Source organism: Wolbachia endosymbiont of Drosophila simulans wHa (assembly GCF_000376605.1).
Taxonomy (GTDB): domain Bacteria; phylum Pseudomonadota; class Alphaproteobacteria; order Rickettsiales; family Anaplasmataceae; genus Wolbachia; species Wolbachia pipientis.
Window position 1 is genome coordinate 926997 of record NC_021089.1, and the last position, 23864, is coordinate 950860.

A 23864-nucleotide genomic window follows, 5' to 3' on the forward strand; every position below is an offset into this window, starting at 1 on the left:
TTTCTTTAAGCAACAATATGCTCCTCTTGTCATCCCAGTATCAGCTACTTGGATGACAATCGCAATTACTTATTCTCTTCTTTATTATCTATGTCTTGATAATCAGAATCTACTACTTTTTCCTCTTTATCATTTGGATTTCCTTCTGATGAAAAGCCATTTTCAGCACTATTTTGTTGAGATGCTTGATACATAGCTTCTCCAAGTTTCATAGATAATTGAGAAAGATTAGTGACTTTCTGCTGTATTGAATCAGCGTCATCAATGTTATCAGATTTACTAACTTCTTTTAATTCGTTAACTGCATTTTCAATAGCAGATCTATCTTCTGGTGAAACTTTATCACCATACTCTGTCAGAGACTTTTCTGTAGAATGGACTAAGCTATCCGCTTGATTCTTCACTTCAATAAACTTTTTGCGCTTTTCATCTTCTTGCGCTTTTTCTTCAGCTTCTTTTACCATGCGATTTATTTCATCATCAGATAAACCGCCTGAAGATTGAATGCGTATTTTTTGCTCTTTTCCAGTAGCTTTATCTTTTGCAGAAACGTGTGCTATTCCATTTGCATCTATATCAAATGTCACTTCAATTTGTGGCCTTCCGCGCGGAGCAGGAGGTATCCCTTCCAAACTAAACTGACCGAGTAGCTTATTATCAACTGCCAGTTTTCTTTCACCCTGATGCACCTTAATTGTAACAGCTGTTTGGTTATCTTCTGCAGTTGAAAACACCTGAGATTTTTTAGTAGGAATTGTAGTATTACGCTCAATAAGTGGAGTGAATACTCCTCCTAGAGTTTCAATACCAAGAGAAAGTGGGGTCACATCAAGTAGTAACACATCTCTTACATCACCTTGAATGATCCCCGCCTGTATTGCAGCTCCAATTGCTACAACTTCATCAGGGTTAACTCCTCTATGTGGATCTTTGCCAAAGAATTCTTTAACTTTCTCTATGACTTTTGGCATACGAGTCATGCCACCAACAAGAACCACTTCGCCAATTTGACTAGCAGATAAACCAGCATCCTCAAGAGCTTTTTTACAAGGAGCCATAGTTCTTTCGATTAAATCATTCACTAAGCTTTCAAGTTTTGCTCTCGTTAATTTCATATTTAAGTGTTTTGGACCACTTGCATCAGCTGTAATAAACGGTAGATTTATTTCCGTTTCCATTGCACTTGATAATTCAATTTTCGCTTTTTCAGCAGCTTCTTTGATTCTTTGCATAGCCATTGGATCATTTTTCAAATCAATGCCATTACTTTTCTTGAATTCATCTAGTAAATAACTCACTACTCCATTATCAAAGTCTTCACCTCCAAGATGGGTATCACCGTTTGTTGCTTTCACTTCGAAAACTCCATCACCTATTTCAAGTATTGAAACGTCAAATGTACCACCACCAAGGTCATATACTACTATTGTGTGCCCATGTTTCTTATCAAGACCATAAGCAAGTGCTGCAGCAGTCGGTTCATTTACTATTCTGAGTACATTTAATCCGGCAATTTTTCCTGCATCTTTTGTTGCTTGACGTTGAGAGTCGTTGAAGTATGCTGGCACTGTTATCACAGCATCTTTTACTTCCTCTCCAAGATAAGCTTCTGCTGCCTCTTTCATGTTTTGTAGTATAAATGCACCAATTTGACTAGGAGAATATTCTTTATTATCAGTTGTTTTAACCCATGCATCACCACTTTTTGCTGCAAATACTTTGTATGGTACACTTAGATTTTTCATCTCAGGATCACTATATTGACGGCCTATTAATCTCTTAGTAGCAAAAAAGGTATTACTTGCATTGGTGGTTGCTTGCCTTTTTGCTGGAGCACCAATCAACCTTTCTCCTGAAGAAGTCAATGCAACTATAGATGGAGTAGTTCTTGCCCCTTCTTTATTTTCTATTACCTTTATATCCTTGCCCTGCATTATTGCAACACAAGAATTTGTTGTTCCGAGATCTATGCCTATTGCTCTTCCCATAATGAGTACCCCATTGTAAATATTATCTGATATAAGAATATATAAGTATAGGGCTCATTAATTACAAGCCCAATTTAGGTTTCTAATTAGTTATTAGAACTTAAAAGGCGCGAAAGCCACTTAGTCAGCCAAAAATTGCCTCGTAGTTTATTTGAATTATCAGCTTCTTCATTGCTGCTATCCCCAATTTGGTATCCAGAGTTCTGTAATGGCTTATAACCGTTTAAATTAACATCATCTCCTTGTTTTAAAACAAATGTATTTACATCTAAACTGTTATCAATACTAACGTTCAATGTAATATTAAACTCTTTTTCGATTGTAGAAACTGTATTGCGTTTGTTATTAAAAATGTGCGCTATAACTGCACTGTGTGCTACTAAATCAAAAAACTTATTTCGATTCTTGTTAGCAATATGTTGTAAATCCCTTAGTATTGATGAAACAATTACTTCGTTTGATTTTACTCTTCCAGTACCTTTGCAGTGTAAACACTCTGTAGTATTAATTTCTTGTATGTTTGGTTTAATTCTTTGTCTTGAAAATACCATTAAACCAAAGTCATTTATGTAGCTAAATTGAACTTTAGCTTTATCATCTTTAAACGCTTGCTTTATAGCAGACTCAACAGCTCTGCAATACTGATATTTCAACATATCAATAAAATCGACTACTATTAATCCTGATAGGCCCCTAAGATTCACCTGTCTTGATATTTCAGGTACTGCTTCCATGTTGGTTCTATAAGCTGTTTCTTCTATGCTATCTTCTCCTGTCATCTTTCCTGAATTTACGTCTATTGAAACAAACGCCTCAGTTAAAGTTATTATCAAAGACCCACCAGATGGCAATTCTACTCTATTGCTATATAACTCAGAAATTTGATCTTCGATTCCGTAGTAAGTAAAGATCGGAGCATAACCTCTATACAATCTATAGCGCAACTTACTACCTTTTAGTGCATTGTTAGCATATTGCCTAACTGCCTCAAAAGCTTCCTTTCCAGACACTATAACTTCTATACCATCGCTACAAAAATCACGAACAGATCTCATAATTACATCTGCTTCATTGTAAATTAATGATGGAACGTTTACAGAGAAGGCATTTTTTTGAATGCTCTGCCATAATGAGGATAAGTAATTGTAATCCTGCTCAATTTCTTTCTTATTTTTTCCTGAACCAACAGTTCTTACTATTAAACCTGACCTTTTTGGCAAGTTTATTGAACTCAGTATCTCCTTTAACTGCTTTCTGACATTAGCATCTTCAATTCTGCGAGACACTCCACCTTTACTCATGGAATTTGGCATGAAAACACAGTATCTACCCACTAAAGTTATGTATGTTGTAAATGAAGCTCCTTTATTGCCTCGTTCCTCTTTAGTTAGCTGAACCAATACTTTTTGATTTACTGAAATAACATCTTGTAATTTGTATTTTTTATATAAAGGTACCTCTCTTACAAAACCACTACCTGACTCGTTGACATTCTTACTAGCTGCAGAATCTGAAGAGACATTTGCTATGGTATCGTTCCCTTTTTCTGTATAATCGTCATTTGAGTAGCTCTCAAAGATAGTTTCCTTTTCTTTTTCTGGAATATTGAAGTAATCTAGAGATATCTCGGAAAAAGACAAAAAACCTTGCTTATTTTTTCCATATTCGATAAATACGGCTTGCAAAGAAGGCTCTATACGCTTTATATAAGCAACGTATATATTACCTCTTAATTGTTTTTTTTCCTTGAATTCTTGTTCAAATTCTACAACCTTATTATTAACTGACAAGGCAACTCTTACCTCATTAGAACAGGTGGAATTTTCTATCAATAATAACCTTTTACCACTATTTACCACTTATTTACCGTTTGCTTTTCATTCTGAAGTTAACTTCATGCTACTTAATGCACTGTTGATTGTCAAGAATTTTACGATCTGCATTATTCGGTTGACTTTTAGTGTTTTGCGTAATAAACTCGCATAGAATTTATTATATCATTATAAGTATGGCGAAAAAAAATGCTTCTTTGCTCGTTAAGTTAGTTAGCACTGCAATCAAGACAACAAAAACTGGTGAAGAAAAATCAACAGGTTATTTTTATGTAAAAAAGCGTAATCCAAAAAAGCTTACCAAAAAACTGGAGTTTAGGAAGTATGACCCAGTAGTCAGAAGGCATGTATTATTTAAAGAAGAAAAACTAAAGTAATTTTTTTATAAGGGATTTTATTATTATGCAAAATTTACAATTAAGTTATCCTATAATAGTAGAGTTGGGGGATGTGAAAGATACAAAACTGAAATTAATAAAGGTCATTGCACAATTAATAAGTAAGAAGTACACAACACAGAAAAAAGCAGCAAACGCTCTAAAGATTGATCAACCTAAAGTATCTCAAATCAATAGGTCAAAAATCGAAGGGTTCTCCTTAGAATACTTGCTTAACTTATTGATTGTATTGGGCCAAGACATAAACGTAAGAATAAAGCATAATTCTAAACCTGCATAATATGTAAAGGACAAATAAATGCAGAACAATAAAACAGTAAGCTAAAAGGGAACTTATTACTCAACAAAACAAGACTTAAAATTTTGTGCAATGTTATTGATTATAGCTAGATATGCATCTTTTCCAGGCTCTATGTCTGATCCAATAGGATCAAGAACTACCATTTTTGCGTCATTAGAAAGAGCATTAGGCTTTATGCTGTCTTCCTGTGAATGAGCAAATATACATTTAACGTTTTCTTCCTTCATTATCTTTTTTAGCTTCATTAAACTCCTCATACCTATGTAAGAATCCTCTTCTATGGAAAGAATGGCACTTGGGTGATTTAAACCAAAATATTTTTCAAAATATTGATAAGCATCGTGAGTGACGATATATTTTTGATTTTTAAAATCATTCAGTTCTTTCATAATTTCTTTTACTTCTTGGTCTATTTTTTTTATAGCTTTTGTTGCATTAGAGTTGTATCGATGGGAATTTTCTTTATCTATGTTAGACAATGTTGCACTTACAGAAAGTATCATGCTCTTTGCATTTTCGGGACTCAGCCAAATGTGTAAATCTTTTTCATCTTTAATGTGAGTAATTTTTCTAGAAAATGAATGTGGCCGAGTAGGAAGTAGGTTGATTGCCTTTGACAATTGCACTAGTTCTTTATTATTTTTGGCGAAAGTTTGAACAAACGTCTCTAAGTTATCGTCAACATAAAATATAACGTCACTTGATTCTAAATTACTCGCATCAGATGGCTTTAATATATAATTATGCGCAGATGTTGCATAGCCAAGGAATTCCGGTTCTAAAATCCCTTCTGTAATAGAAGCTACAAGTGAGTGGATAGGTTTGATTGTAGCTACAACTTTTAAATTGGATGAAAAGGCGATATTATAGTATAGTGTAAATGAAAGTAATAGAAAAAAAGTCAGTAAATGTCTCATATAAACGTTGAGAAGAAGTTAAATTTTGTCAATAAATTGAATAATGTCAATAATCGTGTTCTAAAAATAGAAAATCTTGCTCTCACATATGATGGTAAAAGAATCCTTGACAATATCAATATGTTCATGGAAAGAGGAGACATAATTACAATACTTGGTCCAAATGGTGGAGGTAAAACCTCTTTAGTGAAAGCAATTGCTGGCATAAATAAAAGCTGTACCGGTAATATCGTATTTGCTGACAACATAAAAATTGGCTATATGCCGCAAAATTTTAGTATTAGTAATTTGATGCCAATAACAGTTGAATATTTCCTTTTAAATAGCTCCTTGAAAAGACTAAAGAAAAATCAATCCATTATTACAGAAACGATAGAGTTGGTTAGTATCGGTAACATTTTGAAGAATCAAGTGTTAGAAATTTCTGCAGGGCAAACACAATTATTGCTACTTGCACGTTGTTTAATTGCAGAGCCTGACTTGATCATTCTAGATGAACCAGTTAGTGCAATGGATATTAACGCGCGGGCTAAATTTTATGATATTATAAATAAAATAGCAAAAAAACGATTGGTATCGATTCTTATGACTTCTCATGATCTTAACTCTGCTCTACCATCCTCAGATTACATAATTTGTATAAATAATACTATCTATTGCCAAGGCAAGCCTGATGAGATTATGAAAAATAGAACCCTAAATGAAATATTTAGCAGTTACGCAGCGAAATGATTCAAAATATTTTGCGTCTTCTGCACATAACTACGGTGCTGACGCGTTACAATATATTACCTTATTTACTTCCACCATCAAAAAAATCAATAAATAAAATACAAGGCCACAAGCTAAAGTGTGCTCTTGAAAAATTAGGTCCGGTGTTCATTAAGTTTGGGCAGTCTATCTCATCACGTACTGATGTTTTAAATGAAGATATAACAAATAACTTGTTATTGATATGTGATAGATTGCCATCATTTTCACATAAAATAGCAGTTAAAACTATAGAAAGTGAGTTTAATTGTAAATTGAGCGACATTTTTTCAAGCTTTTCTGAAAAGCCAATTGCAGCAGCATCGATTTCTCAGGTGCATAGAGCGGTTACAACTGAGGGTAAGGAAGTTGCTGTGAAGGTTTTAAGGCCAAATATTGAGAAAACATTCTCAAGAGATATAAAAATGCTTTCTTGGCTTGCAGAAATTGCAGAAAAATTTAGCGAACAATCAAAAAGGCTGAGGCCAATTGAATTAGTTAAAACTTTTGCTGAAATTTGCCGATTAGAGTTAGATCTACGTTTTGAAGCTGCTCACTCTTCGGAACTAAAGGAAAACACAAAAAATGACAGAGGTTTTTATGTACCTGAAATAGATTGGAATAGAACTGCAAAAAAGGTTTTAACATTAGAATGGATAGAAGCAACGCCAATATACGAAGTTGAAAAACTGAATAATCATAAGCAAATAGCTATCAATCTTATAGAATCGTTTTGTAATCAGGTATACAGGGATTGTTTTTTTCATGCTGATATGCATCCTGGAAATCTAATGGTTGATAGTAATAACAATATTATTGCTCTGGATTGTGGAATCATGGGTAGAATAGATCGTGAGACATGCTATTACGTTATAGAGATACTCAAAGGCTTTTTAAATCGGGATTATGATCACGTTGCAAAAATGCACTTTAAAGCTGGTTACGTTTCATCACAGCATAGAAATTTTGTCACAGCTTGCAGGGCAATAGGTGAACCCATTATTGGGCAGCCTATACAGAAGATTTCATTTGCTAGTTTACTTGCTCAGCTATTAAAAATAACTGGTGATTTTGATATGAAAGTTCAAACACAATTGTTATTGCTGCAGAAAACTATGATTTTACTGGAAGGGACATGTAGAAAGATCTACCCAGAAATCAATATGTGGAAAGTAGTTGAAGCGTGGATAAGCAGTCAACATGAAAGTAAAATAGGGTATAGGGAAAAAATTAGAAGTTCTTATCCTGTAAAAACAATCCAAGGGATATTTAGCCTTATAGAAAAATTGAACCTAATAGCTGATAAAAAATTAGAAAACATCCAAATTAAAAATAAATCAAATGGAAAAGTCTATTTTTTATTGTGGTTTGTAATTATAATTCTAATCGTTAAACTTTTAATTTCTTAAACTATGGGAAAAAACTGCGTCAAATCCAATTTTTATTCAACTTAATTTTTAATCTGCAGGAGCCGAGTTGAGAATGTCCAATTTTCCACTTTCTTTATGTATCTGTTCAGCAGAGTGGCAAAATAAGGTAGACGAGAAAAGACAACTATAGGAACAAATGGGTGTCATGCCAGTGCGTGACACTGGCCTCCTGTTTCAATGTTAAACAAAATACCATAGAATTCAAAAAGACAATTCCTAGAAAATTTCTACATCCAAAAAAGGCATAAGTTATGTTAATGCTGTTTGAATGAGATGATATAAAGATAAGCCAAATTTTTACAAAGAAAACATTTCAAGCAGCAAGACACCTTTGATTGAAAGAGAGCACCAAATTTATGGGGTGAGTAACTGCGCTATTTCAACTATAGTATTTTCTAAAACGAATGATAAACGTCTAAAATGGTATTACCAACTAAAAGGTGTAAGTCTGTACATTGATGCATTAGAGGTCTGAGGCAACTTTTGATGGTGTGCCAACAATGCTCTATCGGATTTAGATCAGGTGAATATGTTGGAAGATAAAGCAAATGACAGCCAAAAGACTCTATTAATGACTTTGTTTTGGGAGTTTTATGGAATGTAGCATTATCCATAACTATGGTTGTATCACGCTGTAATTGTGGAAGTAATCTTCGCTCTAACCATACATTAAATATATCTTTATTACACCCTCCTGTGAAGGTCATTGGTGCAATAAACTTCTCATCCACCTATTATACTCACTCTTTCCCGCTTTTTTCCTGGAACATCAGCATATATTTTTTCTCCTCTTGGAGCTCGTGCATATTCTCGGTATAGTCTATTATCAACTCCTGCTTCATCTATATATAAAATGCTACAGTGGTCTATTTTTGAGACTTTATCGATAAATTGCTGCCTATCTTCTTGATTGCGCTCTTGATAGAATGTGACTTTTTTTAAAGGTTATTTTTAGCTGTCTTAATCTATACCAAATTGCACTTATCCCAAAGCCAAGGTTTTGTTTCATTTCTGCTAGTGTGTGATCTGGGTGTTTTTTGACATATTCTTTGAGTATTTCTGGATCTATTTTTCGAATAAAACCAGTACTTTTTACCGCTTTGAGACCTTGGCCAGTAGCTTTCTTTTTTAGCCATCTATATAGTGTTGCTATCCCTATCTCAAAAACCTCTGCAACTTCAACCTTTGACTTTCCTTTTTCTACCAAAGACACTGCTTTTTCCCTTAAATCTACACTATATACCATCGCTTTCCCTACTTTAAAAAAACATATTATACCTTTATCATTCGCTTTTGAAAATACTATAGTTAGCGGAATGACGGTTTTTCAAATTGTCGGTAAATCTAAGTCAGTTTAGCTATAATTTCCTAAATTTGCTCACAATCTCTTGACTTGACACATATGTTTTTTTCCCAAATGTTACTATCTTCCTCCTTTTCCTTTCTCAATTTGTGCAACCATTTCCTTTACATTTGCATGCGTGAGAAGGGAATTTTTGCTGATATGAGATTTTGGATCAGATTTTGCTGTTACGTGTTTCAATGTTACTATCTTCCTCCTTTTCCTTTCTCAATTTGTGCAACCATTTCCTTTACATTTGCATGCGTGAGAAGGGAATTTTTGCTGATATGAGATTTTGGATCAGATTTTGCTGTTACGTGTTTCGTTGCAGATCTTTTATTCTCTGTTAGAAATGAATGAGATTGTTTTTTCTTCACACCGATATCCGCTTGTGCTGCTGGAGTGGTTTTGCTTTCAGCAAGCTGTACATTAGCATTTCCTTTTGCTTGATTTTGCTCAAATTTTTCTTTTAATGCCTTTACTTTACTGCCCATCTCGCGATTAGCTCCTCCTTTCATAGTAGCTGCTGCTACTTTTGGTATCGCCTTACCAGCAGCTTTTTGTGCTGATTTCCTATTGTCTTGATTTTCAGATTCTAGTGGTACTCTTTCAGCTGATTTTTTAAGAATTACTCCTACTACTTTTGGCTCTGTGCTTACTTTTTGATTAGCACGGCTTAGATTTTTAGGCTTTGGCGGTACTGCAGGTTTATCTTTGATTACCACTTTCGATTCTTGTCTAACTTCTTGACCAGTAGTAAACATTTTTTTTGGCACTTGCGGTGGTTTTGGTGGTACGAGGGATTGAGGTTGTTGTTTCTGCTTACGTTCTCTTTTTGCTTCTATATGTTCTTTAGGAACTGTTGCATAAATTGGCTCTTCTTTGGGCGATTTTGAACTCTGCGAATTTTCTATTAAAATTTTACTCTTCTTCTCTTGATAATTTGATATCTCTTTGTATACAGACTCTTCATTTAATGAACTTCCATAGCCTGAATCTTCTCTCTGCTCATATAAAGGATTTTCCTTTTGCTTTTTCTCTTGATAATTTGATATGTCTTCATATTCAGACCCCTGATCTAATGAACTTTCATAGCCTGAATCCTCAGAAGGATTTTCCTTAGCATCAGGCATACTAAAACTATTAGCTCCTTTTAGTAAAGAAGATGTAGACTTTGCCTTGCTTTCTCCATCTGAGGATATTTCTGATTTAAAGCGTACCTTCCTCGAATCTGGAGCAGCCGGAGGTGCTGTTGTTGGTCGCTTTATTTGCCTCATGCGATTACCACCTAATTTTTCTTTCGGCTGTTCTTCTTTTCGCAGCTCAAAAGTACCTTCCTTTTGCTTTCTACCTTCCAAACTCACTTCGTGTGATCTATCTTTTCCTTGACTCTTTTCACTTTGTTCTAAATTTAAAGAATCTTTTAAAATATTATTTTTTCTGAAATCTTTTTCTAATTGTTCCAAGAGATCAATTTTTTTTAAAATTCTTGTATACTTAGCTGCTGTTTCTAAAGTGAAACTTGACAACTCATCATTTACAAAATTACTTATACTACTGTTCTTGGTTGGAAAATTTTTTCCCAAAATTCTATTCATTAATGTTTTAAAAAGACCTAATGGCTGTTCTACATAATTGTTCAAGTCAGTATATATAACAAACTCAGCTATACCTTTTGCCTCACCTGTAAAACCTTCTAATTCATGAGATAAATCCCTTAACGTTTTGTTATATTGTTTCTCTGCATTTCCTAGCTTTACAGCTTTGATCAGAGAATCGAGATTTTTTTTATAGTTCTCACTTTTAAATGGATTATTCATACTAATTACAGCTCATTATTTATTAAAATATAGATCTAAAATATTAAGATCTAGTAAATATTACTTTTGTAATTCATGTAGAACTATAGCTATAATAAGTAAGATTTCCCTACGTCATACCGCCGCGGTATCTCCAGATCCCCCTAACAACTTACTATTACCCACAAATATGAGGTTCGTGAGCAAGTCGCCATCCTTCTGCTAAATCAAAGAGACGTTTATATCCTTTCCAAAGAGTAATTGGTCCTGGTTTTGGGTCATTTTTTCTTGCTAAATGGCCTCCAAGTTCATGAAACAGCTTCTTTTATGTTGGGAACTACACTTGGACATGGTTTTCTGTGTATTTTAACGTATAAAACTTTCCATTCTTCTTCAGCTAATAAGGTAGTACATGGTAATGTTGGGTTAGCTCTTGCAATTGATGTAATAAAGAAGATCCTCCAAGCAATAATACTCATAACTGTTAGATATCTCATTAGTCTTTCTGCTATTCCAAGCCTACATTCTTCAACTTTGAGACCGAATTTAAAATTTTATGTAATATCTCTATTTTCCATCTAAGGCAATACCAACTAATTTTTTCAACAGCTTCATCGAAAGTATTAACTGAAAGATTCGTTAATAGCATCCATTCTAGCGGTTTTTTTAAAGGGAAGGGGAGTTTTCTCAACAACATAAACTGCATAAAGTGGTAATTTAGGTAGTTCTTCCGTCTTATGCCTAATATTATTCTTAGATGGATTCATCATAAACTTTCCAAATCTAACTTCCAAACGTGCTGTTCTTTTTGGCTTATTATCTTTTACAGGAACTTCAACTTCTACCGTACCTGCACAATGAGAGGATTTAATAAATGCCCATAACTTCTGCTCACCTTTTTCAGGATATCGAGATTTTCTATTTACTGCTCTATCTCTGCATGCTCTAACTAGCACTGCCGAATTAAGATTATGTGCAAGCTCAAAAAAGTCATATATATCTGCTTCTCTATCGCATACAGTTATAGTCTCAGTTTGAGTTGGATCAATAATATTATTTGTTTTTCTTAAAGTTTCCAACCACTTTACGCTTTCTTTATCTTCAATGCGATCGCTCTTTTTTTTAAGGTTCTCAGTTTCTTCAGGTCTTGAATAAACTTTTTGATCTAGTATCCCTAGTACCAAACCTTCTATACTAACGGCAAGAGCTGTATGCATTATAATACCTTTTGCAGTATCATAACTGGACAAATTTGCTAATCCGCTTGTTTTTTTATGGTTATTATATACAATGTAACTGGTATCTTGAATGACAAGAACCCTCTTGTGAGCTTTTGTTCTCTCAACCGTCTTATTAATATGTGTAGCTAAAATATCACTTTCTTTTACATTCTCATTTTGAAAAAAACGGTATGCTGCTTTTGCTTCTGACCAACTTCCGCATGCCTCATTAATTGAGCTTTCAGGTAAACTTATCAAACTATCAGCAATCTTTACTAATCGGTCAGTTAATCTTTTATCTCCAAATTCATTTTTAGCCCATTCACTACTTTTACTTGCCATTTTACACCCTCAATATTTGCAAACTTTAATATTGTAATATTTTACTTTTTAGTCCATTTATATTTGTGGGTAATAGTAAGGAATGACACCGTCTTGGATGGAAACCAGTGTCAGCTACTTTCATGACACCATCACAAGGTGAAACTGGATTCCAGTGGGCTTTGTTGCATCGCTCAAGTGAAAAGAACTGGCAGTTACTGACAAAATTCATTATAAATAGCCATTTAACTGTTGAAGAAAAAATATGCCACAAAAAATGAGAGTCAGTAACTGCCATGAATATAACAAATTTCTCCAAGAAAGAGGAAGCATTTTTTGTTATATCAATGACGCCATAGAAAATTGGTACGAGAATTGTCCAAAAATGCAGGGCGGCAACTATATTTATAGTGATAAAGTTGTGATTTTGGTGCATATAATCGTCAGTTTCTTTAGAATTGGTTTAAGACAAACAGTCGGGTTTATAAAAGGGTATTTGCAACAAATAGGAAGAGATTTGGCAGTTATCAGCTATTCACAAGCATCAAGAAGGTTTAAGAAACTTAATATTAAGATAAATGATTGCAGAAAATAATATGGAAGATATCGAAATTGCTATAGACAGTACAGGAATTAGTATATACAACAACACTCCTGGTCACAGCAAGGAAAATAGCACTGACAGAAAATATCGTGGCTATGAGCAAACGAGAAAATTGCACGTAATGTTGAATATAAACAACAAAAAAGCCATAGCTGTAAAATACAGTAACGGTGTCTACTCTGATCACTATGGAGCTTGTGATTTGCTAAAAGAAGTTGATTTTCAGCATGCCATAAAAGCACTATATGCAGATAGAGCATGTGATAGGCACAAGTTTTATAAGTTGTGTAACGAATATGATATAAAGACAAAAATTCCACCAATAAACAATGCGGCAGAACATCCAGAAATAGATTATATGTCTGACAGGAATGCTGCTATTAGGTTAATAAAATTATACGGTGAAGATGGCATGAAAGAATGGAAAAAAGAAGTAAATTATGGGAAAAGATCTTATATTGAAGGGTTTTTCTCAAGATTAAAGCAAATATTCGGATTTAGTTTTAGGAATAAATCTGAGATAAATCGAGAAAAAGAACTGCTAATCAAATGCTATTTGCTTAATAAATTCACTGATATTGGTATGGCTAAATTTGAGATAGTTACATGAATTTACCATAAATCACCATCTCATAAAGTGTGATGCAACAAAGCCATTCCAGTGTCTGGGCACTGGGATGACAAGAAGAGAGCACTGGAATGACAGGAGAAGGGGGGCTACTACCGTCATAAAGGAACCAGTGTCAGCTACTCGGATGATACCTTTTTCTACTTAATTTGGGTTATGCAAGAAGTCTATTCGCGGTATAGATTCCGCTAACACGTAGCGGGATGACGGTTGTCGGTAAGCCTAAGTCAGTTTAGCTATATGCTTTTAATTCCCTCAAAAGGAGAATTAAATATGTGAAGTTCTAGTTGATATGATTTAATGAATGGTTAGTTTAAATTACTAGTTTATTTAAGAGATTTTGATAATATTTAACCCACTTGCTTTTCTGTTTTCCATATCGCGATGGGCTTGAATTATTTCATCAAATTTATATTTTTTATTGATCCGTACAGTTAAAAGTTTTTTTCTTATCATCTCGAAGATTTCCATTGTGGTAAGCACTAATGTGAATCTATCATGCTTATAATGATATATTAAGGTTCCAGTTGCAAATAACGAGCGTGAACTAAGTAAAGAAAAACTAATAGGAGCGTTACCTGATATCTGCCCATAGGAAACGTATATGCCGAACCTGCCTAAAGATTCAAAAGAGAGCTTGCTTGTAGCGTAACCTATGGGGTCATATACTGCACCTACTCCTCTGTTTTGCGTAATCTCCATAATTTTAGAAACGAAGTCTTTATCATTGTAGTTTATTGCGTATGTGCAGCCACTTTGTAAAGCTATCTTCATTTTTTCATCAGAGCTTACAGAACCTATCACTACACCTTTTTTATCCTTCGCCCATTGACATATTATTTGCCCTAAGCCACCATTAGCTCCATGAACTAGCACAAAAGCACCAGGCCTGATTTTATAAGATTGATTAACTAAATAGTGAGCTGTCATACCTTTAAACAGCACTGCAGCAGCAACTTCATCAGATATGTCATCTGGGATTTTTATCAGATATTTCTGGTGTATAATGCGCTTTTCACAATATGCCCCTGGAGGAGCTGTGCAATATCCAACTCTATCTCCGACCTTCAACCCATCACTGATTTTTTTACCAAGCTTTTCAATAACTCCCACTGCTTCTACCCCAAGCACTGATGGTAAATTTTTAATTTTGCGCGTACCTTTTCTGTGCTCTAAATCATAACGATTTAAGCCGATAGTTGTGTGACGCACTAAGACTTCCTCGCCTTTTGGCTCACCTATATTCTTATCTACAAATTCTAATACTTCTGGTCCCCCAGTTTTTTTAATTTGTATAGCTCTAACCATGATGAATGTAAGATAAAAACTTTGATTATGTTATCTAACAATTAATATTTTGCAAAATGTTATTTAGAGTTTATATACTATATAAGTGCATATTAATAGTTTTAAGGTATAAATTATGATGGATAGAGAAAATTTGCTTTATAGTGTTTTGTATAATGTGTTGTACAAAGTGGATAAAGATAACGGTTTAGATACTAGTAATATAATAAAAAAAATAAAAGAAAGGCTAGAAAGTGGAATGCGAACTTCAAGCAAAGAAAACTATTATGAATATTTATATGCTTCTTGGGAAAAAAAAGGTTTTGATATTAATCACAAATTTGATTTGAAAGACTATGATGGCTTTCCAGTAGATAGTCTTTTTTCTATTGCTATTAATAACAAACCTCACGCTTTACCAAATCTAGCGCAAGTTTTAATAAAAGCAGGTACTAACGTGCAAAATGAAAAAGGATATTTACATGCCTGCGCTTTGACTCGTTCTCCAGACGTGTTAAAGGCTCTCATAGAAGCGGGGGTAAGTGATAGCCCACATGAACACTACGGTGGAAATACCGCTTTAGATTGTGTTACTGAATTATATGATGCAGAGAAGTCAATTGAATGCAAAGATTGCTGTAAGATTCTAATTAAGCATACATTGGAAAAAAAACCTCATGAAAAAATGCCAGATTCTGTAAAAAATAATAAGGAATTGGCTCAATATTGGAATGCTTGTGAAGCAAAGAATGAAGGATGGGAATTGATAACACCAAGCACTGAGACACAAGTAGTCGGTGCGCAAAAAGCAAATAAGAACTCCTGCTCAATTCAATAGATCTGTTGCATAATCATTATTTGAATAACAACGCACTCCTTCTATAGCTAACACGTCATACCGCCGCGGAGATCCCGCTAACAAGTAGCGGGATGACGAGGTTTACCTTATCGGATTACGTCATACCGCCGCGGTATCTCAAAGCATAGATCCCGCTAACGGGTAGCGGAATGACAGTTTTTCAAATTGTCGGTAAATCTAAGTCAGTTTAGCTATAGCTCACGCTGCTTGGGTGACAATAGGAAAAAGTTTATTACTTAAGCTTAAAAAACGTGTATGATAGTGTTATTTCGCTCAAATCTTTTGTATTACTATCAAGCATTATCTCAGGATCTATATAGAAAGATACGGGCATAGCTGCTTTTTGTTTTGCTAGCAACATTTGCTCTTCAAAACAAAAGCATGCAACTTTATTGAAATACTTACCTGCTTTGAAAGGCGTAACATTATACACCGCCATACCAAATGAAGGCTGATCAGATAGATTTTTTGCGTAATAAAACGCTAAACTTTGTTCTCCTATGTTTACGTCAACGTAGTTAGTTTCTGATTTAAACTCCCAAGGTAGATCGGACATTATATCAGCATTGAAATGGACCCTGATCTTTTGGTTAGTTATATTTGTTGTTGTGTTAGTTACTTTTCTTATTGTGCCACCATACCCAGTAGCTTTACAAAAAATGCTATATAGAGGCACCGATGCATATGCAAGACATAACATCAATACAACTAGAGATATTAGAAAGAAAACTATAGAATTCTTACTGCCTTTCCTTAAAAAGGAAAACATCTAATCCCTATTGTTGAACAAGTTAAGTAACCTGAGTAGATTGAGAAATATATTAATAAAGTCAAAATAAAGATTAGTTGCACCGAGTATTGCCAATTTAGTAGTAGCAACTTCTGATCCGTCATTATGTTTATAATAAACGTCCTTGATTCTTTGAGCATCATACGCAGTCATTAAGGTAAATACTATTACTGATATAAACGATATTGCAAAGTAGAGAGGACTACTTCCAAGGAATAAATTTACTATAGACGCAATGATTAACCCCCAGATTCCCATAATCAAGAAAGAGCCCATACTTGTAAGATCTCTTTTTGTAGTATTACCATATAAAGCCATAGAGCCAAACATGATTGATGTAATGAAAAACGCCCTTGCTATATTTTCTGCAGTATAAACTATAAAAATATAAGATAAGGAAAGCCCCATTAACACTGAGAACGAGAAAAATATAGTAACGGCAGACTGAGCACTTAGGTGTTGAATTCTATAAGACATGTAGAACACCAATGCAACTGGAGATAACATTACCACAAGCGATAGGACGGGATTAGAATGAATCACCTGAAAAAGACCAGAAAACACTGTTAGGAATGCAACAAGCCCTGTGACGCCCAAAGCTAAAGCCATGTAATTATATACTTTAGTTAGGTAACTTCTAAGCCCAGCACTATAATAAGCGCCTTGAGAGCGAATATCCTGTTCATTTCTCATATAAGACATAATATAACTCCTTTTATCCATTACTTAACACATTATAATATAAAACCATATTTTTTTCAAGTGTTTTTATTATAAACAGCTATGCGCTGGCATTTGTTTTAATATAAATAGAATATAGGCCTATTGCTGCTGCATTTGAAACATTTAAGCTGTCAATTACGTTTGATATTGGGATTTTTAAAAGATAATCACAGTTTTCTTTAACTAGTCTTCGTACCCCTTTCTCTTCAGAGCCAAAAATGATTACTCTTTTTTTTTCAAAGCTCTTTATTTCATCTATATTTTCTTTAGCATTGCAATCAAACCCGTAACACCAGTAGCCGACCTTTTTTAAATACTCCATAGTTTTCACTATATTTGTAACGTATATTAGCGGAACGATATCTAAAGCTCCACTTGCTGCTTTTGCAATAGATGCATTTTCACTCGGTGAGTGGTTATGTGGTAAAACCAATGCATTGACATTAAAACAAGCTGAAGTTCTTAAAATTGACCCAATATTGTGCGTGTCAGTGACTTGATCTAAAATGACTATAGTAGAGCTGTCGTTTGAGCTTTCAGCTACTTCTTCGATGCTTAAGTTATGAAGGATAGGAGCAACTTTTAAAGCAATCCCTTGATGATTAGCACCTTTGGGTAAAACGTCATTAAGTATTTTGTTTTCTACTAATCGAACTTTAATGCCCTTACTATTTGCACATTGCTTAATTTCTTTTTCGTGTTCTCTATAGAAATTTTCTGTTACTAACAGTTCTATACACCGCCTATTTTTATTCTTCAGTGCTGACATGCAGGTGTGCTTTCCATACAGCCAAAAATTCTCATTAGTTTTTGACGATTTCATCGTATTATCGAAAATCTGGTTTTTATAGAATAAGCAACATTTTACTATGTTTGAATATTGTTGTAAAATTATACAATTCGATTAATGCGTTTATGTCGGACGATGAGTTGGATTGGCAAAAAAATGTTAAGCCAATAAAATGTGGAAAAGTTACTTTGAAAGTTGATCATAAAGTAAATATAAAGTCTATGGTTGATAAAGGTACCTCCGACTTACAAGGGAATTTTCTTAATACCAATAATGGTAACTCATCATTTTGTCTTGACCAAAACACAAAATCAAAAGTTGATAGGGGTAAATATTTTATAAGCGACAAGCTCGATTTGCATGGCTATAATATAGAGGATGCTTACTGTAAATTGATAGATTTTATTATCAAAAATTATCGAGCAGGGAATAGATGTTTATTGGTAATTACGGGATACGGCAGTGCAACAAATAAAACAGACACTATAAAGAATAACTTAAATAAGTGGTTAAATGATACTAAAATCCAGCATATGGTTCTATACTACCAGCAAGCTACGAAAAAACATGGTGGTAAAGGAGCTTTTTATGTTTTATTAAGAAGGCTTAGGTCCTATTAGCTGCTTAAGTTTCCTTTTAAGCCTTAATTTTTCTTGTATAACCATACAGTGTTCGGCAGCGCGTGACGCACAACTGTGCGAACATTGTGATTTGGGTCTACCAGGAAGGATGTCTCCCAGTACCTCTTTTCCCGTCATCCCGCTACGTGTTAGCGGGATCTCATTTCGCTTTATGAGGGTGTCATCCGAGTAGCCCCTTTCTCGTCATCCCGCTACGTGTTAGCGGGATCTCATTTCACTTTATGAGGGTGTCATCCGAATAGCTTGACTACTTGGATCCAGATTGGATACTGAGTTGGTGAGTATAAAAGTATAGCTTCTACGTCATACCGCCGCGGTATCTCAGCCGCTAACAAGTAGCGGGGTGACGAGTTACTATACCGCTGCGAACCGTCATACCGCGATTTATTCCATAGCTGTACGAACATTCATTTTTGAAGGTAAACTGCACAGCAAATGGTGTCATTCCAGTGCTTGACACTGGAATCCAGCCGGCTTTGTTGCATCGCTAGCTATGATGGATTAAAGATAAAAAAGGTGGAGAATATCAGTAGCTTATTATTCTGGTATTTATAAAAAGAACGGTCAGTGAATACCTAAATTTGAGTAAAAGAAATTTCACTACCACTCACTAATCCGGCTAAAATTCAAGAATTTCAATGCTTTAGCTATTTTCAATAGAATTAAATTTATTAATATAAATAACAAGTTACTATTCTTAAATTTGATCAGATTGATTGCAAAAAAAACAAGATTTTCAATAAGTTGCTTATAATCCTAATTATAGTTAGCCTTTCATAAGTAGCGATGCAACAAAGCCATTCCAGCGTCACGCGCTGCCATGTGATATACAATTTCCTTCGAATTACAACGTACGTGCGCTCTATATGCACTTGATTGACAAATGCTCTCTTATCAAAATCTCAAGAATCTGCACTATATTTAATGCTGCGCCTTTGCGCAGGTTGTCAGCCACTATCCACATATTTAATCCGTGCTCAACAGTATTGTCTCTTCTAATACGCGATACATATACAGCATTCTCCTGTACAACATCAATTTGAGTTATGTATTCACTATCTTCACGCCTGTTGTACACTAAAACTCCACTATCTTCGGCTTCACTTAGCACTTCACGAGCTTGTTCTTCAGTGATATGTTGATCAAATTCCACATTTACTGCCATAGCGTGACCGATAAAGACGGGTACCCTTACACAAGTTGCAGTAACTTTTATATCTTCCTCTAAAATTTTTTTTGTCTCCTCTTGCATTTTCCATTCCTCTTCTGTAGAACCATTTTCCATGAATTCTCCTACATGGGGAATGCAATTGAATGCTATTTGCTTAGAGAATATCTTGGGTTTTTTAGCTTCGTTCATAAAGATTTTTTTTGTCTGGTCATAGAGCTCATCCATTGCTGCTTTGCCTGCACCAGAAGTTGATTGATAAGTTGAAGCAACGATTCTCTTTATTTTTGCTTTTTGGTGTAATAGATGTAGTACTAGCAGCATCTGTATTGTAGTACAGTTTGGATTGGATATTATGTTGTGGTTTTTATATTCCATAATTTTTTCTTTATTAATCTCTGGAATAATGAGTGGCACACCCTCTTTCATTCTAAAATGGGAACTGTTATCTATCACGATGCATCCAGCCTGTGTTGCAATTGGTACATACTCTTCAGAAACATGAGATCCAGCACAGAAAATGGCTACATTAGTTCCAACGAAGTCATAATCCTCAAGGCATAAAACTGTTAACTCTTTGTCACCAAAGCTCACCTTCTTCCCTTCTGATTTTTTCGATGCAAGTGCAATAACGCAATCTATCGCCTCATCTTGAAATTCAGCAAGCGTGCTTAATACCTCACGCCCTACTCTTCCGGTTGCTCCAATAACAGCAATTTTGTATCTCATATAGATGAACCTCTAATTTTAAAGTTCTATTATATTTTTACTGACAAAATTTACAATTGTTTTAATATTTTTACCTTGCAATTAATTGTAATTTAGCTATTATTATGCAATATTAGTAATATTACATAATGAAATGAAAGATGAGTAAGGAATACGATGAAACTAAGGTTAAACCTGCAATGTCTACACCTCAAGGGCCTGAAGGAACCAATGGATCAAAGGCCCAAAGTGTTCTTTCAAATAAAAGAAAGCCTACAATAAATTTTGATGATAAAAAGTATGGTGTAAAAACCTCTAAAATAGACCAACAGTCTCTAAACAAAAGACAAGAATCTTCAAAGCTAAGAGATCTCTTAAGGTCAATACCAATAATAAGGAGATTTTTAGCAAGGATTTTCACACCTGAAAAAATAGAAATCATCAGTAACCCTATATATGACAACATGGAAGCATATAAAAAATCGCAGGAAGATTACCCTAGTAAGATAAAAGATGAAACTAGTATAGATGATGAACACACAAAAGAAGTAGATAGTAAACTTGAGAAGGGTAATGTTGAACAAGTGGACAACAAGAAAAGTCGTAGTTCATAAATATCAATCATTTAAAAATTATCTCTAGTTATAACATTGTATCTGTTCAGATGCATGGCTCATGTACAAATATTGAAACAAAAATTCCAGTGCTCCTTTCTCGTCATCCCAGTGCGTGACACTTGTATCTTTATGATGTGAGGCATTAGAGCTAAAATACCTCACAGGGAGGGTGAAGCTGATGCGACACTAATGCCATTAAGCCAGATTTTGCTTCCCTCCCATAGAGTTAAAGACTGAACAGTATCTTTTGGAATTATATCCCGTATTACAAGGTTAGTCTAAACTCTCAGTTTATTTATAGTCTTGGAGGCAATTTTATGCAAGTAAATGCTATTTTGGGTGTGGATATTTCAAAAAAGAAATTTGATGTTTGTTTGTTAGTGGACAGTAAAAAACGACACAAAGTCTTTCAAAATAATCAAGATGGTTTTGCAAAACTTGTAGTTTGGTGCAATGGCCATGGAGCAAATCTTACTCATTTATGTCTTGAAGCAACTAGTTGGTATGGAGAAGATTTGGCTACTTTTATGCATGATTTAGGACATAATGTCAGTATAGTAAACCCAGAAAGCTTTTGGCAAAAGTGAGCTGCTCAGAAATAAGACAGATAAATCAGATGCAGCTATGATAGCTAGATTTTGTATCGCCAACAAACCTGCTCTTTGGAAGCCCATTGCACCTGAAATGAGGCATTTGAGGGCGTTGCATGCAATCGCTAAAAGATGATAAGGTGCAACAGACAAATCGCTTGGAAAACAAAAATATGCATTCCAGTTGCAAAGAAGCTATATCTAAAGTAATTTTGGCAATAGAGGAGCAAATTATTGTTCTCGAAAAAGAAATTAATGAGCATATAAATAACTATCCACATCTAAAAAATATGGTGGAAAACCTTAAGACTATAAAAGGTATAGGATATCTTACTGCTGTTGCTGTTGTCGCAGAAATGCCATCAGTTGATAACTTTGACAATGCTAAACAATTTACAGCTTTTGCTGCCAGGACATTATCAATCGGGATCGTCAGTAAGTAAGAGAAGTTGCATATGCAAAATAGGATCTGAGCGTATTCGAAAAGCTCTTTATATGCCAGCTATAGTAGTCAAAAACCATAATAATCATTTTCAAAAGTTTTGTCAGCGTCTAGCAAGTAAAGGCAAATGTCCAAAAGTCATAGTTCTTGCGTTAATGCGAAAATTAATGCATGTCTTTTTTGGTATTCTTAAAAAGAATCAACCATTTAATTGTAATTTTGTTGGATAATTTGTTTGACAGCAGAGACAGTATCTGGGATCCAGATTGGGCACTAAGTTGGTAAACACGAAAGCGATTAATCCTTTACAACGTTTTTGATGGAACTGCGCGAAAGAACTGGATGCCAGTGTCACGCACTGGCATGACACCCATTTCTTCCTATAGTTGTCTTTTCTCGTCTACCTTATTTTGCCACTCTGCTGAACAGATACATAACATTTGCTATACAGAAACTCTGCGATACCAAAATAAATAAAGAGGTACGCCACTTGCAGTGAATAAGCTTGCGATCAGCAAGGTATTCACAGAAGTTTCAAATATTACCCAGCAGCAAAAGGTTGTTGCTATACTGCCAATTAAAAATTTGTAACAACTCTTTTCTTGCACAATAACTTTGAGAAAAGCAAGACTGCATGCAAGGTAAACAAATAAAAATGAAACTACAGAAAAGTCGATAATTGATGTGATCTGCTTAGCAAAATTGTTGCTTGAAGTGAGGATTAGTAGAACTGAAGTGCCAACGGAGCTGATTGTTATGCCCCAGAAAGGAGAACCGTGCTTGTTTCTTTGAGCAAAAAACTGTGGCATCAGTTTATCTTTTGCAAGGCCAAGGGCCACTTGTCCACTAGCTAGTACCCAAGCGTTTAAAGTACCAACACAAAAAATGAACGCAGTTATAGAAATAATCAAGTGCCAATTGCCAGAGGCCATAATTTTTATTGCGTCAACATATGGTGCTCTTGAACTTGCTAAATCATTGCCATTTATTAATCCCATAATTGCAAGATTGTTGATAAAATACACAACAGCAACAGAGATTGTTCCAAGTACCACAGCTCTTGGTATTGTTCTAGCTGGATTATCAACTGACCCTGCAGGTGCTGTTGCCAATTCAACTCCAATAAAACCCCATAGAGTAATAAGTGTAGAACGTGCAAGAATCTGCGATGTTGTAAGATTTGATATTTCTTCACTTATGATGAAGTTATTTCTATCAAAAAAAAACAATGCTGCTATAGGTATTACAAGCAATACAGAAATTTTTATCACCGTCAATAAAAACTCAACACGTCCAGCAGTAGCTACTCCTCTAAAATTTATTAGTGTAATAATTGTAAGTAATAACATCTCTAAAAACAGATGTACGTTTTGAATATCTTCATGGAAAAATGGTGTAAGATAACCAACACCCACAACTATTACGGCTGTTGTGCTAACCCATGAGATCACCCAATACGTCCAACCAACAAAAAAAGCTGCAGCAGGGCCAAAAGCATGCTTTACATAGACGTGAGAGCCACCCGTTTCCGGAAATTTTGCGCAGAGTGAGGCAAAAACTAAAGCAAGAGATATAGCACCAAGCCCTGATATTATCCAGCTTATAAGGCTATACATGCCATATGGAGCAAGGCTAATTGGAAGCATAAAAATTCCAGAGCCAATTTGGCTGCTAATCACTAAGGCAAAAATAGCCCAAAAACCTATTTTATTTGACACA

20 protein-coding genes and 3 pseudogenes are annotated in these 23864 nt (G+C 34.6%); 10 read left to right on the plus strand and 13 right to left on the minus strand.

The window, feature by feature from the left end:
• Positions 1 to 65: 65 nt before the first annotated feature.
• Positions 66 to 1988 carry a molecular chaperone DnaK gene (gene dnaK, locus WHA_RS04185; RefSeq protein ID WP_015589278.1) on the minus strand — a complete coding sequence of 641 codons (1923 nt, stop codon included), beginning with the start codon at positions 1986 to 1988 and terminating at the stop codon, positions 66 to 68.
• Between the two features lie 86 nt (positions 1989 to 2074).
• On the minus strand, positions 2075 to 3847 hold the full coding sequence (locus tag WHA_RS04190; protein WP_015589279.1) for an Rne/Rng family ribonuclease: 1773 nt from the start codon (positions 3845 to 3847) through the stop codon (positions 2075 to 2077).
• Positions 3848 to 3996: 149 nt separating this feature from the next.
• On the opposite strand from WHA_RS04190, the gene rpmG reads away from it, so the two are divergent.
• Both rpmG and WHA_RS04200 read left to right on the plus strand, forming a co-directional pair.
• Positions 3997 to 4197: a 50S ribosomal protein L33 gene (gene rpmG, locus WHA_RS04195; protein ID WP_015589280.1), complete on the plus strand. Its 201-nt coding sequence runs from the start codon at positions 3997 to 3999 to the stop codon at positions 4195 to 4197.
• A 25-nt stretch (positions 4198 to 4222) separates the two neighbouring features.
• The gene (locus WHA_RS04200) at positions 4223 to 4498 is read left to right on the plus strand and encodes a helix-turn-helix domain-containing protein (protein ID WP_010082632.1); all 276 of its coding nucleotides are present in this window, start codon (positions 4223 to 4225) and stop codon (positions 4496 to 4498) included.
• Positions 4499 to 4554: 56 nt separating this feature from the next.
• Here WHA_RS04200 and WHA_RS04205 read toward each other — a convergent pair whose 3' ends face one another.
• Positions 4555 to 5436: a zinc ABC transporter substrate-binding protein gene (locus WHA_RS04205; RefSeq protein WP_015589281.1), complete on the minus strand. Its 882-nt coding sequence runs from the start codon at positions 5434 to 5436 to the stop codon at positions 4555 to 4557.
• Between WHA_RS04205 and WHA_RS04210 the strand changes: the two genes are divergently transcribed.
• Both WHA_RS04210 and ubiB read left to right on the plus strand, forming a co-directional pair.
• Positions 5428 to 6168, plus strand: coding sequence for a metal ABC transporter ATP-binding protein (locus tag WHA_RS04210; protein ID WP_015589282.1), 741 nt, complete (start codon positions 5428 to 5430; stop codon positions 6166 to 6168). The genes WHA_RS04205 and WHA_RS04210 overlap by 9 nt on opposite strands.
• Positions 6165 to 7595, plus strand: a complete 1431-nt coding sequence (ubiB, locus tag WHA_RS04215) for a 2-polyprenylphenol 6-hydroxylase (RefSeq protein WP_012673305.1) — start codon at positions 6165 to 6167, stop codon at positions 7593 to 7595. The genes WHA_RS04210 and ubiB overlap by 4 nt, the downstream gene beginning before the upstream one ends.
• Positions 7596 to 8011: 416 nt before the next feature.
• On the opposite strand, the gene WHA_RS04220 is transcribed toward ubiB, so the two are convergent.
• From WHA_RS04220 to WHA_RS04240, 4 genes and pseudogenes are all read right to left on the minus strand, one after another.
• Positions 8012 to 8347, minus strand: a complete 336-nt coding sequence (locus WHA_RS04220; protein ID WP_049973597.1) for a transposase — start codon at positions 8345 to 8347, stop codon at positions 8012 to 8014.
• Between the two features lie 167 nt (positions 8348 to 8514).
• Positions 8515 to 8862, minus strand: a complete 348-nt coding sequence (locus tag WHA_RS04225; protein WP_022626382.1) for an IS630 transposase-related protein — start codon at positions 8860 to 8862, stop codon at positions 8515 to 8517.
• Positions 8863 to 9164: 302 nt separating this feature from the next.
• A complete protein-coding gene (locus WHA_RS04230) occupies positions 9165 to 10778 on the minus strand; it encodes a hypothetical protein (protein WP_015589283.1) in 1614 nt (537 codons plus the stop codon).
• A 157-nt stretch (positions 10779 to 10935) separates the two neighbouring features.
• A pseudogene (locus WHA_RS04240) lies at positions 10936 to 12319 on the minus strand (IS4 family transposase).
• Between the two features lie 122 nt (positions 12320 to 12441).
• Between WHA_RS04240 and WHA_RS06935 the strand changes: the two are divergent.
• Together WHA_RS06935 and WHA_RS06530 are read left to right on the plus strand one after the other, a co-directional pair.
• Positions 12442 to 12579 carry a hypothetical protein gene (locus WHA_RS06935; protein ID WP_179943636.1) on the plus strand — a complete coding sequence of 46 codons (138 nt, stop codon included), beginning with the start codon at positions 12442 to 12444 and terminating at the stop codon, positions 12577 to 12579.
• Positions 12564 to 13512: pseudogene (locus WHA_RS06530) on the plus strand (IS5 family transposase). Before WHA_RS06935 ends, WHA_RS06530 begins: the two are co-directional and overlap by 16 nt.
• A 348-nt stretch (positions 13513 to 13860) precedes the next feature.
• Here the strand turns inward: WHA_RS06530 and WHA_RS04255 are convergent.
• Positions 13861 to 14838 carry a quinone oxidoreductase family protein gene (locus WHA_RS04255; RefSeq protein ID WP_015589284.1) on the minus strand — a complete coding sequence of 326 codons (978 nt, stop codon included), beginning with the start codon at positions 14836 to 14838 and terminating at the stop codon, positions 13861 to 13863.
• Positions 14839 to 14953: 115 nt separating this feature from the next.
• On the opposite strand from WHA_RS04255, the gene WHA_RS04260 reads away from it, so the two are divergent.
• A complete protein-coding gene (locus WHA_RS04260; protein WP_227738557.1) occupies positions 14954 to 15655 on the plus strand; it encodes an ankyrin repeat domain-containing protein in 702 nt (233 codons plus the stop codon).
• Between the two features lie 253 nt (positions 15656 to 15908).
• Here the strand turns inward: WHA_RS04260 and WHA_RS04265 are convergent, their stop codons facing one another.
• The 3 genes from WHA_RS04265 to rlmB form a co-directional block, all read right to left on the minus strand.
• Entirely contained in the window at positions 15909 to 16445 is a 537-nt protein-coding gene (locus WHA_RS04265) for a cytochrome c oxidase assembly protein (RefSeq protein WP_015589286.1), read from the minus strand.
• Entirely contained in the window at positions 16446 to 17168 is a 723-nt protein-coding gene (locus WHA_RS04270; RefSeq protein WP_015589287.1) for a Bax inhibitor-1/YccA family protein, read from the minus strand.
• 79 nt (positions 17169 to 17247) lie between these two features.
• Positions 17248 to 18012 (minus strand): 23S rRNA (guanosine(2251)-2'-O)-methyltransferase RlmB, encoded by a 765-nt coding sequence (gene rlmB, locus WHA_RS04275; protein ID WP_015589288.1) that lies wholly within the window; start codon positions 18010 to 18012, stop codon positions 17248 to 17250.
• Between the two features lie 92 nt (positions 18013 to 18104).
• Here rlmB and WHA_RS04280 point away from each other — a divergent pair, with 92 nt between their 5' ends.
• Positions 18105 to 18599, plus strand: a complete 495-nt coding sequence (locus WHA_RS04280; RefSeq protein ID WP_012673308.1) for a Smr/MutS family protein — start codon at positions 18105 to 18107, stop codon at positions 18597 to 18599.
• 883 nt (positions 18600 to 19482) lie between these two features.
• Here WHA_RS04280 and WHA_RS04285 read toward each other — a convergent pair.
• Positions 19483 to 20517, minus strand: a complete 1035-nt coding sequence (locus tag WHA_RS04285; RefSeq protein ID WP_010962945.1) for an aspartate-semialdehyde dehydrogenase — start codon at positions 20515 to 20517, stop codon at positions 19483 to 19485.
• 140 nt (positions 20518 to 20657) lie between these two features.
• On the opposite strand from WHA_RS04285, the gene WHA_RS04290 reads away from it, so the two are divergent.
• The gene (locus WHA_RS04290) at positions 20658 to 21110 is read left to right on the plus strand and encodes a hypothetical protein (protein ID WP_015589289.1); all 453 of its coding nucleotides are present in this window, start codon (positions 20658 to 20660) and stop codon (positions 21108 to 21110) included.
• 320 nt (positions 21111 to 21430) lie between these two features.
• A pseudogene (locus WHA_RS07560) lies at positions 21431 to 22375 on the plus strand (IS110 family transposase).
• A 213-nt stretch (positions 22376 to 22588) separates the two neighbouring features.
• Here WHA_RS07560 and WHA_RS04300 read toward each other — a convergent pair.
• Complete coding sequence (locus tag WHA_RS04300; protein WP_015589290.1) at positions 22589 to 23863, minus strand: APC family permease; 1275 nt, start codon at positions 23861 to 23863, stop codon at positions 22589 to 22591.
• Between the last annotated feature and the right edge of the window lies 1 nt (position 23864).